At 62.2% G+C, this 15,124-nt stretch carries 17 protein-coding genes; 8 read left to right on the forward strand and 9 right to left on the reverse strand.

All coding sequences use genetic code 11. The features are described 5' to 3' along the window. The first annotated feature begins 167 nt into the window (after positions 1-167). Positions 168-1,769 carry a glutamine-hydrolyzing GMP synthase gene (gene guaA / locus CDQ92_RS09680; protein WP_088441155.1) on the forward strand — a complete coding sequence of 534 codons (1,602 nt, stop codon included), beginning with the start codon at positions 168-170 and terminating at the stop codon, positions 1,767-1,769. A gap of 805 nt (positions 1,770-2,574) precedes the next feature. After that, entirely contained in the window at positions 2,575-3,336 is a 762-nt protein-coding gene (locus CDQ92_RS09685; RefSeq protein WP_088441156.1) for an HPP family protein, read from the forward strand. 206 nt (positions 3,337-3,542) lie between these two features. On the opposite strand, the gene CDQ92_RS21965 is transcribed toward CDQ92_RS09685, so the two are convergent. Next, positions 3,543-3,743, reverse strand: coding sequence for an ATP-binding protein (locus CDQ92_RS21965; protein ID WP_373289628.1), 201 nt, complete (start codon positions 3,741-3,743; stop codon positions 3,543-3,545). Positions 3,744-3,868: 125 nt separating this feature from the next. Between CDQ92_RS21965 and CDQ92_RS09695 the strand changes: the two genes are divergently transcribed. Genes CDQ92_RS09695 through mnhG form a run of 6 tightly spaced genes read left to right on the forward strand, consistent with a single transcriptional unit; the run spans position 3,869 to position 9,857 of the window. Beyond that, positions 3,869-6,784 carry a monovalent cation/H+ antiporter subunit A gene (locus CDQ92_RS09695; RefSeq protein ID WP_088441157.1) on the forward strand — a complete coding sequence of 972 codons (2,916 nt, stop codon included), beginning with the start codon at positions 3,869-3,871 and terminating at the stop codon, positions 6,782-6,784. Next, entirely contained in the window at positions 6,784-7,131 is a 348-nt protein-coding gene (locus CDQ92_RS09700) for a Na+/H+ antiporter subunit C (protein ID WP_088441158.1), read from the forward strand. Before CDQ92_RS09695 ends, CDQ92_RS09700 begins: the two co-directional genes overlap by 1 nt. Beyond that, a complete protein-coding gene (locus CDQ92_RS09705) occupies positions 7,128-8,729 on the forward strand; it encodes a monovalent cation/H+ antiporter subunit D (RefSeq protein WP_088441159.1) in 1,602 nt (533 codons plus the stop codon). The genes CDQ92_RS09700 and CDQ92_RS09705 overlap by 4 nt, the downstream gene beginning before the upstream one ends. Next, positions 8,726-9,211, forward strand: a complete 486-nt coding sequence (locus tag CDQ92_RS09710) for a Na+/H+ antiporter subunit E (protein ID WP_229667321.1) — start codon at positions 8,726-8,728, stop codon at positions 9,209-9,211. The genes CDQ92_RS09705 and CDQ92_RS09710 overlap by 4 nt, the downstream gene beginning before the upstream one ends. After that, positions 9,208-9,489 (forward strand): K+/H+ antiporter subunit F, encoded by a 282-nt coding sequence (locus CDQ92_RS09715; RefSeq protein WP_088441160.1) that lies wholly within the window; start codon positions 9,208-9,210, stop codon positions 9,487-9,489. The genes CDQ92_RS09710 and CDQ92_RS09715 overlap by 4 nt, the downstream gene beginning before the upstream one ends. Next, positions 9,486-9,857 carry a monovalent cation/H(+) antiporter subunit G gene (mnhG, locus tag CDQ92_RS09720; protein ID WP_188682341.1) on the forward strand — a complete coding sequence of 124 codons (372 nt, stop codon included), beginning with the start codon at positions 9,486-9,488 and terminating at the stop codon, positions 9,855-9,857. The genes CDQ92_RS09715 and mnhG overlap by 4 nt, the downstream gene beginning before the upstream one ends. Before the next feature lie 45 nt (positions 9,858-9,902). Here the strand turns inward: mnhG and CDQ92_RS09725 are convergent, their stop codons facing one another. The 8 genes from CDQ92_RS09725 to CDQ92_RS09750 all read right to left on the reverse strand — a co-directional run bounded on the left by CDQ92_RS09725 (position 9,903) and on the right by CDQ92_RS09750 (position 15,070). Continuing rightward, on the reverse strand, positions 9,903-11,501 hold the full coding sequence (locus tag CDQ92_RS09725; protein WP_088441161.1) for an FMN-binding glutamate synthase family protein: 1,599 nt from the start codon (positions 11,499-11,501) through the stop codon (positions 9,903-9,905). 64 nt (positions 11,502-11,565) lie between these two features. Then, positions 11,566-11,874, reverse strand: coding sequence for a hypothetical protein (locus tag CDQ92_RS09730; protein ID WP_144035736.1), 309 nt, complete (start codon positions 11,872-11,874; stop codon positions 11,566-11,568). 68 nt (positions 11,875-11,942) lie between these two features. Continuing rightward, positions 11,943-12,185 (reverse strand): hypothetical protein, encoded by a 243-nt coding sequence (locus CDQ92_RS20815; protein WP_144035737.1) that lies wholly within the window; start codon positions 12,183-12,185, stop codon positions 11,943-11,945. Positions 12,186-12,201: 16 nt separating this feature from the next. Next, the gene (locus CDQ92_RS21130) at positions 12,202-12,342 is read right to left on the reverse strand and encodes a hypothetical protein (RefSeq protein ID WP_158213817.1); all 141 of its coding nucleotides are present in this window, start codon (positions 12,340-12,342) and stop codon (positions 12,202-12,204) included. Next, positions 12,339-12,902, reverse strand: coding sequence for a hypothetical protein (locus CDQ92_RS09735; RefSeq protein WP_144035738.1), 564 nt, complete (start codon positions 12,900-12,902; stop codon positions 12,339-12,341). Before CDQ92_RS09735 ends, CDQ92_RS21130 begins: the two co-directional genes overlap by 4 nt. 312 nt (positions 12,903-13,214) lie before the next feature. Then, on the reverse strand, positions 13,215-14,003 hold the full coding sequence (locus CDQ92_RS09740) for a uroporphyrinogen-III synthase (RefSeq protein ID WP_158213818.1): 789 nt from the start codon (positions 14,001-14,003) through the stop codon (positions 13,215-13,217). Beyond that, positions 14,000-14,344, reverse strand: coding sequence for a hypothetical protein (locus CDQ92_RS09745; protein WP_088441165.1), 345 nt, complete (start codon positions 14,342-14,344; stop codon positions 14,000-14,002). The genes CDQ92_RS09740 and CDQ92_RS09745 overlap by 4 nt, the downstream gene beginning before the upstream one ends. Before the next feature lie 279 nt (positions 14,345-14,623). Further along, the gene (locus CDQ92_RS09750) at positions 14,624-15,070 is read right to left on the reverse strand and encodes an Lrp/AsnC family transcriptional regulator (protein ID WP_088441166.1); all 447 of its coding nucleotides are present in this window, start codon (positions 15,068-15,070) and stop codon (positions 14,624-14,626) included. Positions 15,071-15,124: the final 54 nt, after the last annotated feature.

Below are 15,124 nucleotides of genomic sequence, written 5' to 3' on the forward strand. Positions count from 1 at the left end.
CTTGCTTCTTATTGGCGCTGCAGGACTGAACCCTTGCTGACGCGCATCTTTGTCGGCGGTTCATTTATGTCGCAATTGTCGCAACAATGTGTCGAGGCCATCCGAGTTCCACCAACGGGTCATATCCACCGCTGGACAGCATGGCGCGCTGCCCTTATCGGCCAGCCATGCCGACTCCAGACACATCCGCCGCGCCAAAGCTCGATATTGGTGAATCGATCCTCATCATCGATTTCGGCAGCCAGGTGACCCAGCTCATCGCCCGCCGCGTCCGTGAAGCGGGTGTCTACAGCGAGATTGTCCCCTTCACGCAGGCCGCAGCCGCGCTCGAGCGCATGCAGCCCATGGGGATCATCCTTTCCGGATCGCCCGCCTCGGTCCCCGCCGACGGCAGCCCGCGCGCGCCGCAATCGGTGTTCGACAGCGGCCTGCCGGTCCTGGGCATCTGTTATGGGCAGCAGGTGATGAGCCAGCAACTTGGCGGCCGCGTCGAACCCGGCGGCGCCGATGGCGAGCGCGACGGCGAATTCGGCCGTGCCTTCCTGACCGTCACCGAGCCCTGCGTGTTGTTCGACGGGTTGTGGGACGTCGGTGAACGCCATCAGGTGTGGATGAGCCACGGCGACAAGGTTACCGAATTCGCCCCCGGCTTCCGTATCGTCGCTGTCAGCGACGGCGCGCCCTTTGCGCTGATCGCAAACGACGAGCGCCGCTATTACGGCACGCAGTTCCACCCCGAAGTCGTGCATACCCCCGACGGCGCCAAGCTGATCGCCAACTTTGTTCGCCATGTCTGCGGGTGCAGTGGCGACTGGACGATGGCCGAATTTCGCGCGACCAAGATCGCCGAGATCCGCGCGCAGGTCGGCGACAAGCGCGTGCTGTGCGGGCTGTCGGGAGGGGTCGACAGCGCGGTCGCCGCGGTGCTGATCCACGAAGCGATCGGCGAACAGCTGACCTGCGTCTTCGTCGATCACGGCCTGCTGCGGATGAACGAGCGCGAACAGGTTGAACGTCTGTTCCGCGACCATTACAATATTCCGCTGGTGGTCGTGGATGCGGAGGAACGCTTTATGGCGGGCCTCGCCGGGGTCACCGACCCCGAGGCGAAGCGCAAGTTCATCGGCGGCGAATTCATCAATGTGTTCGACGAGGAAGCGCAGAAGCTGGGCGGCGCCGACTTTCTGGCGCAAGGCACGCTCTATCCCGACGTCATCGAAAGCGTGTCGTTCACCGGCGGGCCGAGCGTCACGATCAAGAGCCATCACAATGTCGGCGGCCTGCCCGCACGCATGAAGATGGCGCTGGTCGAACCGCTGCGCGAATTGTTCAAGGACGAGGTCAGGTTGCTCGGCAAGGAACTCGGCCTTCCCGACATCTTCGTCGGCCGCCACCCCTTCCCCGGCCCCGGCCTCGCGATCCGTATCCCCGGCGAAGTATCGAAAGACCGCTGCGATATCCTGCGCAAAGCCGACGCGGTGTATCTCGACGAGATCCGCAACGCGGGACTGTACGACGCGATCTGGCAAGCGTTCGCAGTTCTGCTCCCCGTCAAGACCGTTGGCGTGATGGGCGATGGCCGCACCTATGATTTCGTCTGTGCGCTGCGCGCCGTCACCTCGACCGACGGCATGACCGCAGACATTTATCCGTTCGACGCCGCTTTCCTCAGCCGCTGCGCGACGCGGATCATCAACGAGGTGCAGGGCATCAACCGCGTGGTGTATGACTATACGTCGAAACCGCCGGGGACGATCGAGTGGGAGTGATAAAACAGAGGCATTTCAGTGAATTTCCTTTGTTTTACGGGTATTTAAATATTGAACCGCGTATCATCGACACTGCATCATCAACGAGCCGCAACTCGCTGAATTTTATTGCCTTAACATCAAATGCTGGCTTCGTAAGGATACAATTTAACGGTATTTCTGACGGTGTTTTGGGCCCAATTTTCAGTTAAAATGCTGGATCTGGAAAGAGCGACCTCCCCTGACATAACGGCGACCTACGCGCGGTCATGGCCCCCGCCAACGATCAACACCGTTGTCCGCGAGACCACCGGATAAACGCGCCACCCGTTCGCTGGCGGCTCGAAAGCGAGGAGTACCGAGTGCGGATCCAGCGTCTCGTCCGACGCGCTCGCATGCGCCTCGCAGCACCGCTGGAAGGACCTTGGTTCGATTAGGGGGCCCATCAGAACAGAACGTCAGCGAGGCACCAGTGATCACCCCACGTCGAGGGGCGCGTCAATGCCGCTCCTCAACGCGGCACGGCGTCGCGATCGGCCGAATAATCCGCATCCTCATCGATGTGGACCGACGTTGGAGCGGAGCCCTTCTCTTTAACGATCAACTGTCTTGAATTGTTGCAAAAAGTCGGTTTTGACCGGGGTCCGATAGGCGCCGTTCGGGACCCCGGCAAGCGCCACTTTATGCTTAGCAATCAATGCCCTGGCTTCCGTGATAGCGGGTTCCCACTCGAACGCTCATCCACAGCCACTATGGGCTTCACCCCTGCCAATGATTACTTTCTTTCCGCGCATCCCGTTGTGCGGCAGGGGCAGCGGCAGTTCAAATGAGGATTTCGCTCGTGCGACGCACAGTACTGCGCTTTCGCCCCCTCCTTGCGGGTGCTCGACCGGGCGATCGCGTAATAGCTTGCCTGGGTGCGTTCGCGGCTATTGCAGGCGTCGCAGGAGCGAGCGCGGTTCTGCTTGCGAGCATGTCATCAATCTGGCTCGTTGCTCCCATCGGGGCGTCTGCGGTTCTAGTATTCGCGGTTCCGGCCAGCCCGCTAGCGCAGCCTTGGCCCGTCATTGGCGGAAACATGCTGTCGGCGTTGGTCGGTGTGGCCGTCGCGCAGGTCGTTTCCTCTCCGGAGGTTGCCGCCGCCTTGGCTGTCGCGCTCGCCATTGCCTTGATGTCCCTCACCCGTTCCCTTCACCCGCCGGGCGGCGCAGCTGCGCTGACGGCGGTAATCGGGGAGTCGGCAATTCACGCCCTCGGTTGGGGATTTCCCTTCCTAATCGTGGGTCTCAATTCCCTGCTTTTGGTGATCGCCGCAATGGCGTTTCATCGTCTCTCGGGCCATTCTTATCCGCACCGCATTCGTCCCTCGTTGATGGACACATCTACAGAAGATCGTTCGCCGCTCGACGCGGAGGATATCGAGGCCGTTTTATCGGACATCGGCGAGTCCTTCGACATTGCGCCGGACGATCTTGTCGCGATCGTTCGCGCGGTCGAGCGAAGAGCTGCCAACCGACAGCTCCCGACCGCCGTCACTCGGGTTTGCAACAGCGCGAGCCGACACGGGCGCGACCTTACGTGCTCTTAACCTATTCTGCGTTGTGGCTTACATGCCTGTCAATCGGCGTGCAAACGGGACCCCCTATCGGCGGGCAAAAGGGACCCCCTTACACGATGGCGCAAGGTTTATTGGACACGCGCCCTTGCGCTGCGCGCGGCGGTAGGGAGGGCGGAGCCCGACCGGAGGCGCGCGCAGCGCAAGGGCATCTTTTAATCAGAGGTCGGCCGGGGTGATCAGCTGCGGTTTTTGAAGCGCCAGCTGTCATTACCGGTCTCGACGATATCGCAATGATGAGTGACGCGATCGAGCAGCGCGGTGGTCATCTTGGGATCGCCTAACAGCCGCCAGTTCGACCAAGCCTCAAGCTGCCGATCCGGCCCGTTGTGATTACCGCCTCGGACAACCACGCGTCGTCTTGGTCCGCGTACCCGCACATTTTAAGTTCACGAAAATCATTCTGGAAAATCCCGATCCTCGGCCTTGCTCTGTCGACGAGCTATCCATCATAAGCGGATGATCGATTATCAGGACAATGGAGGGCGCAGTAGCAGTGGACGATATGAGGTTTCTCTTGCTCGTCCTAATTCTGCCCTTTGCCGGGAGTGCTATCGCGGCCTTCCTGCCACAACGCGGCCGGGATGTCGCGGCCTCGCTCACAGGATTGAACGCGATCGCCGGTGCGACGATCATCGCCAGCTTCTATCCCGTCGTTAGCGCGGGCGAAGTGGCCCGGCTCGAAATGGCGTGGTTGCCGACACTGGGGCTCAACCTGACGCTGCGTCTCGACGGCTTCACTTGGCTGTTCGCGATGCTTGTCCTGGTGATCGGCGCTCTCGTAAGCCTCTACGCCCGCTATTATATGGCGCCGACCGATCCCGTGCCGCGCTTTTTCGCTTTTCTACAGGCGTTCACGGGCGCGATGCTCGGAATCGTCCTGTCGGGAAATCTCATCCAGATCGCCTTTTTCTGGGAGTTGACCGGCCTCTTTTCCTTTTTACTGATCGGCTACTGGCATCACAATCAAAGTGCCCGCGACGGCGCGCGCATGGCACTGATCGTCACCGGCGCTGGCGGTGTCTGCCTGCTCCTTGGGCTTATGCTGCTCGGGCGGGCGGCGGGAAGCTACGACGTCGACGCCGTGCTCGCGGCTCGAACGGCCATCCAGAATGACGCGGCCTATTTACCGGCGCTCATATTGATTCTGCTCGGCGCCTTTACCAAGAGCGCACAGGTCCCATTCCATTTCTGGCTGCCGCACGCAATGGCCGCGCCAACGCCGGTATCGGCCTATCTTCATTCGGCGACGCTCGTGAAAGCGGGCATTTTCCTGCTGATCTTGTTGTGGCCGGTCCTCGCCGGCACCGAAAGCTGGTTCCTCATCGTGACGAGTGTCGGACTTGCAACGCTGCTGGTCGGCGCGTGGTCCGCGATCTTCCAGCAGGATCTGAAAGGCCTGCTCGCCTATTCGACAATCAGCCATCTTGGTCTCATTACGCTTTTACTCGGGCTGGGGAGCCCACTCGGCGCGGTCGCCGCCATTTTCCACACCGTCAACCACGCGACCTTCAAGGCCTCGCTCTTCATGGCCGTCGGCATCATCGATCGCGAGACGGGCACGCGCGACTTGCGCCTGCTGAGCGGGCTCGTGCGCTTCATGCCGATCACCGCGACGCTCGCGATGGTCGCCGCCGCAGCAATGGCCGGGGTGCCACTGCTCAATGGATTCCTGTCCAAGGAGATGTTCCTTGCCGAAGCCCTTCAGACCCATAGCGGAACGGTCATCGACGTGGCCCTGCCTTATCTTGCTACCCTCGCCAGCATGTTCAGCGTCCTTTATTCGGTGCGCTTCATCCATCAGACCTTCTTCGGTCCGGCACCGTCAGGACTGCGGCACGAACCGCGCGAAGCGCCGCCGTGGATCCGTTTGCCAATCGAAATTCTTGTAGTTACCTGCCTGCTAGTCGGAGTGCTGCCGGCGCTGACAATCGGCCCCTTCCTTGCTACCGCGGTCGGATCGGTGCTCGGCGAGAGCGCGCCCGCGTACAGTCTCGCCGTCTGGCACGGCTTTACAGTTCCGCTACTGATGAGCTTTGTCGCGTTGTTGGGGGGCCTCGCGCTCTATATCCTCTTCAGCGCCCAGCTAAATGCTACCGAGCAGCCGCCGTTCATCGGCAGGCTTAAGGGCCGCCGCACGTTCGAGGCGGTGCTGGCGGCGATCGTTCAGGCGGCACGCGCACTTCTGCGTTGGTTGGGGACGAAGCGGCTGCAAGTCCAGTTGCGTCTCGTCATCCTGGCGGCGCTCGTTGCCGGGACGCTGCCCTTTCTGCGCTTTGGGTACAGCCGCGGACCCCTGCCTGACACATTGATCGATCCGATATTTGGCTTGTTGTGGATATTGGGCGGAGCGTGCGCGATCGCAGCGGCGGCGCTGGCGAAATTCCATCGCCTCGTCGCGCTCGTCCTGCTCGGCGGCGCAGGCCTTGCGACCTGCATCAGCTTTATCTGGCTTTCAGCCCCCGACCTCGCCCTGACACAGCTCCTTGTGGAAATCGTCACGCTTGTCCTGCTGCTGCTCGGTCTGCGCTGGCTGCCGCAGCGACTTCCGGATATCTGGCCAGCGGGGAGCAAGCCCGGGACGGTCGGCTTCCGGCGCGGCGGCGATCTCCTCATCGCGCTGCTTGGCGGTGCGGGGATGGCGGCGCTTGCCTACGCGATGATGACGCGTCCCTTGCCCGGCAGCTTGTCACGCTATTACGTCGAGCAAGCCTATCCCGGTGGCGGTGGTACCAATGTCGTCAACGTCATTCTCGTCGATTTCCGGGCTTTTGACACGCTGGGAGAGATCACGGTTCTCGCTATCGTCGCGCTCACTGTCTTCACTTTGCTTCGCCGGTTCCGCCCGGCACCGGAAAGTATCCAAATGCCAGCGCAGCAGCATCGCCAAAATGCATTTGATGACGCGCGCGAGGGGCACAAGCGCGGCGATACGCTCGTCCATTATCTGCTCGTTCCGCGCGCGATTATCCAGTGGCTGTTTCCCGTCATTCTGATGTTCGCGATTTATCTGTTGATGCGCGGCCATGATCTGCCCGGCGGCGGCTTCGCGGGCGGGATCACGGCGTCAATTGCAATCATTCTTCTGTACATCGCGAATGGAACGCGCGCCGTCGAAGCCACCCTTCAGGTTGTGCCGGTTCGCTGGATCAGCGCCGGTCTTCTTTGTGCTAGCGGAATGGGGCTTGCCGCGCTGGCGTTCGGCTACCCCTTCCTTACCAGTCATTCGCGTTATCTCGCCATCCCTTGGATCGGAGACATTCCGCTCGCGACCGCCCTCATCTTCGACATCGGGGTTTTCGCGGTGGTGGTGGGGACGACAGTGCTCATCCTCATCGCGATCGCGCACCAGTCCATCCGGGCGCCGCGCGCGAAGCCGGTCAACGCCGCGCCCTCGACGTCGGTCGGAGAGCCCGTCTGATGGAGATCGTTCTGGCCCTCGCCATCGGCGTCTTGACCGCATCGGGACTGTGGCTGATCTTCCGCCCGCGAACCTTCCAGGTCATCCTCGGGCTGTCGCTGCTGTCCTATGCGGTAAACCTCTTCATTCTCGCGGCCGGACGTCTGCGCAGCGACGCGCCTCCGATCGTCGGCCGCGACCCCGCATCGGCCGATCCTGCCCTTTACGCAGACCCGCTGCCGCAGGCGCTCGTACTCACCGCGATCGTCATCTCTTTTGCGACGACGGCGCTGCTGCTCGTCGTGCTCCTCGCCTCGCGCGGACTGACGGGCACCGACCATGTCGACGGCGAGGATGGCGAGGCATGACCGGCTGGACTGATCATCTGACGGTCACGCCGATTATCCTGCCGCTGATGGCGAGTGCATTGATGCTGGCATTCGACGAGCGCCGCCGCGTTCTGAAACGGGTGCTTAGCCTTGCCACCGCCGCGCTCCTGATTGCGAATGCGGCGGCTTTGCTGTGGTTCGCAGGCGATGGTGGCGGTCCGCTGGTCTATCTGCTTGGCAACTGGGCCGCGCCCTTCGGGATCGTCCTGGTCGCCGACCGGCTGTCGGCGATGATGCTCCTCTTGACCAGTGTCGTCGGCTTTACAGCACTATTCTATGCCGTCGCGCGATGGGACCGGTCCGGTCCCCGCTTTCACGCCCTGTTCCTACTGCTGCTGATGGGCGTGAACGGCGCCTTCCTGACCGGGGACATCTTCAATCTCTTCGTCTTTTTCGAAGTGCTGCTCGCGGCGTCCTATGGGCTGATTCTCCACGGCTCGGGTACCGAACGCACGAGCGCCAGCCTCCACTATATAACCATCAACATTGCCGCTTCGCTCCTTTTCCTGCTCGGCGTCGCCTTGCTTTACGCGGTGACAGGCACGCTCAACATGGCCGATCTCGCACTTCGCGTTGCGAGCACCGACGCCGGCGATCTAGCGCTTCTCGAAGCGGGCGCCGCAATTCTGGGGATCGCCTTCCTGCTCAAGGCGGGAATATGGCCGCTGAGTTTCTGGCTTCCCCGGACCTATGCCGCCGCCGCACCGCCCGTCGCCGCTGTGTTCGCCATCATGACCAAGGTTGGCATCTATGTCATACTCCGGCTGTCTTCGCTGCTCTTCGGCGACGCATCGGGCGAAGCCGCCGGCTTTGCAAATGAAGCGCTGCTTTACGCGGGTCTAGCGACAATGATCTTTGGAATCATCGGCATCCTTTCGGCCCGCCAACTCACGCGCGTTGCCGGCTATTATGTGCTGGTTTCCTCGGGGACCTTGCTAGCCGGGATCGGCATCGGCGGGGAGGCGCTCATTGCCGCGATGCTATTCTATCTCGTCAGCTCGACGCTCGCGGTCAGCGCGCTCTACCTGATCATCGAGCCCGTCGAACGCAATGCCGACGAGGAGGACATGATCGCCGGCATCGCCGAGCCCGTATTCGACGACGAATATGTCGGCGCAATCGAGGAGGTCACTGACGAGCAAGGGGTGATCATCCCCGGCACGATTGCCGTCCTGGGCGGCGGCTTTATTTTTTGCGCGCTGCTTCTCGCAGGCCTGCCGCCGCTTTCGGGCTTTATCGCGAAGTTTGCGATGATCGACGCGCTGCTAAATTCGAGCGAGGTGGAGCCGGCGGGCTGGGTACTGATCGGACTGATCATCCTCTCTGGTTTGGCGACGATGATCATCATGACGCGCGCGGGCATCGATCTGCTCTGGACGCCCGGCGAGGATGCACCATCGCGGCTCAGCCTTGTGGAAGTGGTCCCGATCGGGCTGCTGCTCACGGTCTGTCTCGGCCTGATGCTCTGCGCCGGGCCTGTCATGGCGTATCTCGAGAAGACGTCATCCACACTGCACCAGCCCGCGCACTATGTCGCGGCGGTAACCGACGCACCGCAAGCCGGAAGCGAGAAATGATCCGCCGCGCCATTCCTTTCCCGCTGCTCACTCTCGCGCTTCTGGCGATGTGGATTTTGCTGACGGGCTTTTCGCCCGGCCATATGCTCTTCGGCGCCGCGATCGCGGCGATGGTCTCGCGCACGATGCTATCGCTCAGGCCCGAGCGCCCGACGCTCCGGCTCGGCCGCGCCGCGGTCAGGCTCGCCTTGATTGTCTTCATCGATATCATCCGCTCGAACATCGCCGTCGCAAAAATCATTTTGCTACGGCCACCGGAACGCACTTCGGGATTTATCGAGCTTTCGACGGCGCTTCGCAGCCCTGACGCGCTCGCCATGCTGTCGATCATCATTACCGCCACGCCTGGTTCGCTTTGGGTGCAGCACGACGCTCATCGCCACGTCATTCTCATCCATGTGCTCGACCTTATTGACGAGCAGCAATGGGCCCGACTGATCCAGGAACGCTATGAGAAGCTGCTGATCGAGATATTCGAATGACCATATTGCTCCTCGCGCTGACGATCACGGCGTCGCAAATCCTCCTCGGTCTTGCCATGGGCTGCGCTGTCGTTCGCATGCTTCGGGGCCCCCGTGCCCAGGATCGGATTCTCGGGCTCGATGCACTTTATCTCGCCGCGATGCTGCTGCTTGTCACTTATGGAATCCAGACGGGGCGGACGCTCTACTTCGAGGCGGCACTGGTCATCGGGCTTCTCGGCTTTACCGGTACCGTGGCCCTCGGCCGCTTCCTGATGCGCGGAGAGGTGATCGAATGATCCAGGCGCCTGACCTTCCGACATGGGCCGCAATCATCGTGGGCTTGCTCGTTTTCGGCGGCGCGGTGATCACCTTGCTTGGCGCAGCCGGGCTGCTGCGGCTGCACAATTTTTACGAGCGCGTGCACGCGCCGACACTCGGGGCGACTTCGGGGATGGCAGCAATCCTCGCTGGCTCGGCTCTTTGCTTTTCCGTGCTTCAGACCCGGCCCGTCATCCACGAGATCTTGATCGCGCTGTTCGTCACCCTGACCACGCCCGTGACGTTGATGCTGCTCGCCCGGGCGGCGATCTACCGCGACCGCAGCGAGGCGAATGCTGGTGTTCCACCTGACCCGGAGTCGGGGCACGGCCAGCCGGAACGGTAGACGCGACGTCAACATGGCAAAAACGGAAGGCGAGCAGCCTCGTAGTTACATTCTCATGTCGAAGCTTTCGGGCTGGGCGAGCCGCCACGCGGCGCCGTAGAAGTCGCGATCCGATGCACCGCTCAGCAATTCTCCATCCTCCAGGAAGATGTGCAGCTGCGAGAACAGCCTGATTTCGGTAAGGCTGACGCGGCGAACAAGATGGTGCGGGCCAAGCCGGCTGGGGTGATCGAGTCCCGCAGCAGCAATCATTTCGGACAGCGCCAACAGCGTATTGCGGTGAAAATTATAGACGCGGTCGGCCTTGTCGCCGACAACAAGCGCACGCTGCCGCATCGGATCCTGCGTCGCGACCCCGGTCGGACACTCGTTCGTGTGGCATGAGAGCGATTGGATGCAGCCGATGGCGAACATGAAACCACGCCCCGCATTGGTCCAGTCGGCGCCGAGCGCCATGACGGTGGCGATATCGAAGGCGCTGACGATCTTGCCGGCAGCGCCAACCTTGATCTTCTGCCGGATTCCCGCACCGACCAGCGTGTTGTGGACGAACAACAGGCTCTCGCGGAGCGGCATGCCGAGATGATCGGTAAATTCAAGCGGGGCCGCGCCCGTGCCGCCTTCGGCGCCATCGACGACGATATAATCGGGAAGAATGCCGGTCTTGAGCATGGCCTTGACCATCGCCATGAATTCCCAAGGCTGTCCGACGCACAGCTTGAACCCCACCGGCTTGCCCTGCGACAGTTCACGCAGCTGCCCGATGAACTGAACAAGTTCGATCGGCGTGCTGAACGCCGAGTGACCAGGCGGCGAAATGCAGTCGCGGCCCATCGGAATGCCGCGTGTCGTGGCAATTTCGAGCGTCACCTTTTCGGCAGGCAATATGCCTCCCTTGCCGGGTTTCGCACCCTGACTGATCTTGAGTTCGATCATTCGGACCTGCGGGTCCGAGGCCTGATCGGCAAAGCGTCCGGGGTCAAACGCACCGTTGTCGTCGCGGCAGCCGAAATAGCCGCTGCCGATTTCCCAAATGAGATCGCCGCCATGTTCCCGATGATAGGAGCTGATCGAGCCTTCGCCGGTGTCATGCGCGAACCCGCCGAGCTTTGCACCCTTATTGAGGGCACGGATCGCGTTGGCGCTGAGCGCCCCGAAGCTCATCGCCGATATGTTGAAGATCGAGGCCGAATAGGGCTGGCGGCAAGCGTCGCCGCCGATCGGAATACGGAAGCTGGCCGGGTCGGCGACGGGCACTGGCCGCGTCGAGTGCGCGATGAATTCATAACCATTTTCATAGACGTCAACGAGCGTGCCGAAGGCGCGGTCGCTGACTTCGTTCTTGGCGCGCGCGTAGACGAGCGAACGCTGGCTTCGCGAGAAAGGCGTTTGCTCATGGTCGTCCTCGAAGAGATATTGGCGGATGCCCGGGCGAATATCCTCGAAGAACCATCGCAGGCGGCCGACGATCGGATAGTTGCGGCGTACCGAATGAAGTGGCTGCCGCAGATCGTAAAGACCGACACAGGATAATATGGTGCCGACGACCAGCAGCGTCCATGCCCAGACGGCGGGCAGACCCGGGATCGCGAGAAGCGACGCGGCTATGCTTGCCGCGAGCGGGATGAAACGAACGAAGGGCAATGAAAACTCCGTGACCGGTAGAGGGCCAGATTTGATGGTTCGATGTTTGCCGCCTGCGGCGCGATTAGCCCAGAAACAGCCGCACACCCGCGACGGCGAGCGCAGCGGGCAAAAGAAGGTAAAGGACGAGCCCCGCGACCGGCGTCTGCAAGTCGGGCTCGTAATCGCGATAAAGAAGCGCCAGTTTCCGGGAGAGCCGCACGTCGCCAAGGATGACGGCCTTGTCGACGACAGGCAGGCCCCGGAATTGTCGAACCAGTCCGGCAAGTTCCGGCTCGCCCAGGTCGGGATAGCGATCGAGCGATTTCTCGACTTCCTGCAACGTCGGTGACCGGGGTCGCCACCGCTCTATCCGTGATACATATTTGCTCATTGTCCATGCTCCTTTGAGCCTCCAGAGGAAAGCCCGGAATGATCAGTCGTGTTGGCGGCGTCCCCAGCCTACATCCCGGCTTCGGCTGTCGTCGCGCTGGCCCAGCGGGATTGGGGCGGGCTCGCCCAAATCATCGCCGCCATGAGTGTGAAGGACACGCAGGCGGAAACGATCCAGCCGCGCCGAGGCCTCCGCGTCATCGCGAACATCAGGCTGTAAGCCCCGACGACTGCGGCAACGAGAATGAGGCCCAATATGTCTTCAAGGGCATAGTTCCAGCGAAGGCTCGATTCCGCCACTTCGCGCAACATGATCTAACTCCAATATCTAGGGTGAGGTCGCGACCATTGTCCCGACCAGCCAGCAGGCGGCGAGGAACAGGACGACGAAGGCCACGAGCAGCAGAATCTGCATTCGACATCCGATCCGCAGCGGTTCGCCCTGCGAACCAGGCGACGGTTTGCTCATGACGAGGCCTCGATGCCGTCGAGCGCCGCGCAACGCGCGTGCAGCGCGCTCACCAATGCAAGCATCTCGCGCCGCGCGGGAACCGGTGCGGCAATCCGCGGGTCACACCAAAGATCATTGTAGAGGTCCGCATAGGCCCGCAGCTTGATCAACATGCTGCCCTCGTCGCCGTTCAACTTTTGCTCGATCCCGGCGGCGGTTTGCGCGGCCCGATCAAGTGGCAGCCCGCGGCCGGCCATATCGCTCCAGGCCGCACGGCGCTGCGCCTCGACCGCAAGCCACCCCGGCGGGGTCGTGAAATGAAGTTGCAGCGCGTCTGCGATAGTTTTCGCAGACGCCGCACTTGGCGACAGGCGCAGCGCCGTCGCGACGAGCTGATCTTCGGCAAGCGGCGAAAGCTCGAGCCGCTCGATTGCTGTCATGCCATCGTCGGCAGGCGAGCGCAGGCGCGCTGCTTCGTGCGGGAGCGCGAGCATCGAACACGCACTGCGCGCGGCGTCTTTAATCAGATGGCTGAACAGAGCTTGCTGTTGCTGAGCGCCCTTCACGTAAATCTCCATCGTCGCCGCGCCCAAGGCGCGGCGGCATTCTCCTGGCAGCGGCTACAAAGATGCTTTCTGACCAAACGGGGTCATTCGAATGGAAAGCCAAACAATCTATCGGTCCGTGACGCTGTCTTTCCAAGCGTCGGCCTTGGCCTGCCTGGTCAGTGAAGCTGCGCTGCCTGTGATCAAGGGAACACCCCGGGCCCGCGGCGCGCGGGTCCGGGGCGGCTAGCGTTCGAGCAGCCGGCCCACATAATGCGCAAAGCGCGATGGAGATGAAGCGGTATCGCTCATGGTACCACCAAGATGGCCCTGACGCAGGGGAAGTCAAGCATGACCGGACTCGACCATTCGCACCTGCCGGCAACCGCCAGATCGATCGAAGCCGTGCGCCGCCGCCGCAATCGAGGATCCTTGACGGCGATTTTCGACCAAAGCCGAGAGCAGTGACCGCTCGTCGGGCCGGTGCGATATCCGGGCCGTAATTCGAGGAAGCGCCCGGAAGGGCTCGGCCGCTGCGGGAGAGATACAATGCGCCACCCCCGTCCAGTCCGGCATATCCGCGCCGAGCCAGCGCGCGACATGCCGTCCCGCGCGCGGCGAATGAACAATGATATGTCCGATCGCCTCGAGACGGCCCGCGATCCATTCCAAGTCTCGTGGATCGCTCTCCTCGATGTCGTAAACCGGCAGGCGTCTGACGCGGTAGGAGGAGCCGAGCATGGCAGCCAGATTGCCAGCCGGGCTAACCGCTCCCACATGAAGAATCTCGGCCGGGGCGTTAAGGCCCAGCCGGATCGCGCCGCACAGATCGGCAATGTTGCCCGCCGCCGAGGTCACGCGGCTGTAGCCGCGCCCCCGCGCAAAGCGCGCGCTATGGTCGCCGACGGCGAACACGGGGAGATTGGCAAGCGCCGGAGAAAAGCGGTGCATCCTGACGCCGTTCAGGCTCGTGAACACGAGGGCGTCCGGTACTGCCGTGAGCGGCCGAGCCGGCATCGCAACAACGCGCAGCGCGGGAGCGCTCAGTGGATCATAGCCGGCCCCGGCGAGGCGTTTGGCCGTCAACCGGTTGAAGGGGTCGGTACGCGTTACCCAAACCAGCTCCTTGGTCATTGCGGAGCCATCGCGCGCGTCGCGCTTCGCCAATAGGAATCGACGCATCGCGCCAAGAAGGCAACTGGTAAAGATGCACCGAGCACGTCCTTCAGCAACGGGACGAGATTGTCGCCGAAAAGGCTGTACGCCGAACGCGGGAACCCGCGTGCGGCCGCCTCGGGAGCTGGTCGTCCTTGATAGGCGGCAATCGTCATGTCCAGCAAACTGTCGGCGGCGGCAGCGCCGGTCGGGGCATCGATATCGGCTCCGACGAGCAAGGGCGTGGCGGCTGCGACGAACGCAGCACGTCGCGTTTGCAAAAGACCGAAAGCCTCGGCTTCGGAAATCGGGGTATCCATTATAAACTCCGGGCGTAAAGACGCCGTTCTGAACCCGCAGTCGCGGGTTTCCTCTTTGAGAAATGATCGGGGAGGATCCGAGTCGGATCCAGCTATCGAGCCTCGGGAACGGCCCCGTCTCGCGTCAGGCGGAGGGGCGGCGATCCGAGGCTAACCCGCGCGTCAGCAGGCTGCCAGCATGGGCAAGGAAACGGAGAAACATACGAAAGATCATGCCGTCTTATAGCATGACGGCATGAAAGGGCCAAATCAGCCGCCTCCAACGGCCCCGACGCGCAATTACATCCTGCGGTGGCTGCGCATGGCGAAGCTCGACGTGATGCGCGCCACGCCAGGCAATCGCGACAGAACGTCGCGATGGAAGGCGCCATAATCATCGATGCCGCCGATCTTGACACGCAGAATATAATCGCCGTCGCCGGTCATCAGGAACCACTCCTGGATTTCCGCGTGCCGGCGGAGCGCGGCCTCGAACCGCAACAGATACTCCTCCGACTGACGCTCGAGTTCCACCTGCACGATCGCCACCATGCCTTCGTCCGCCGAGCCCCCCGCGACGATCGTCGTATAGCCCTGGATCACCCCCGACTGTTCCAGGAGACGCACACGGCGCAGGCATGCGGAGGGGGAAAGCCCGACCTCTGCAGCGAGGTCGCTGTTCGTGATCCGCGCATTCAGTCGCAGACTGTTAAGGATACGGCGATCGGGAGCATCCAAGGCTGGCACAAGATTCCTCCATCTGATCGCAGATCCTGCCACCAAACCGCCAATTTAACACCA

This window comes from Sphingopyxis bauzanensis (assembly GCF_002205675.1).
In the GTDB taxonomy this organism is placed as follows: domain Bacteria; phylum Pseudomonadota; class Alphaproteobacteria; order Sphingomonadales; family Sphingomonadaceae; genus Sphingopyxis; species Sphingopyxis bauzanensis.

Coding starts and splice junctions, on each gene's coding strand:
- CDQ92_RS09700 (WP_088441158.1), top strand. CDS start 6,784: ATGGAGATCGTTCTGGCCCTCGCCATCGGCGTCTTGACCGCATCGGGA.
- CDQ92_RS09735 (WP_144035738.1), bottom strand. CDS start 12,902: ATGGAGATTTACGTGAAGGGCGCTCAGCAACAGCAAGCTCTGTTCAGC.
- CDQ92_RS09730 (WP_144035736.1), bottom strand. CDS start 11,874: ATGAGCAAATATGTATCACGGATAGAGCGGTGGCGACCCCGGTCACCG.
- CDQ92_RS09740 (WP_158213818.1), bottom strand. CDS start 14,003: ATGACCAAGGAGCTGGTTTGGGTAACGCGTACCGACCCCTTCAACCGG.
- CDQ92_RS09685 (WP_088441156.1), top strand. CDS start 2,575: ATGAGGATTTCGCTCGTGCGACGCACAGTACTGCGCTTTCGCCCCCTC.
- mnhG (WP_188682341.1), top strand. CDS start 9,486: ATGATCCAGGCGCCTGACCTTCCGACATGGGCCGCAATCATCGTGGGC.
- CDQ92_RS09715 (WP_088441160.1), top strand. CDS start 9,208: ATGACCATATTGCTCCTCGCGCTGACGATCACGGCGTCGCAAATCCTC.
- guaA (WP_088441155.1), top strand. CDS start 168: ATGCCGACTCCAGACACATCCGCCGCGCCAAAGCTCGATATTGGTGAA.
- CDQ92_RS09705 (WP_088441159.1), top strand. CDS start 7,128: ATGACCGGCTGGACTGATCATCTGACGGTCACGCCGATTATCCTGCCG.
- CDQ92_RS09710 (WP_229667321.1), top strand. CDS start 8,726: ATGATCCGCCGCGCCATTCCTTTCCCGCTGCTCACTCTCGCGCTTCTG.
- CDQ92_RS20815 (WP_144035737.1), bottom strand. CDS start 12,185: ATGTTGCGCGAAGTGGCGGAATCGAGCCTTCGCTGGAACTATGCCCTT.
- CDQ92_RS09695 (WP_088441157.1), top strand. CDS start 3,869: ATGAGGTTTCTCTTGCTCGTCCTAATTCTGCCCTTTGCCGGGAGTGCT.
- CDQ92_RS09745 (WP_088441165.1), bottom strand. CDS start 14,344: ATGGATACCCCGATTTCCGAAGCCGAGGCTTTCGGTCTTTTGCAAACG.
- CDQ92_RS21130 (WP_158213817.1), bottom strand. CDS start 12,342: ATGAGCAAACCGTCGCCTGGTTCGCAGGGCGAACCGCTGCGGATCGGA.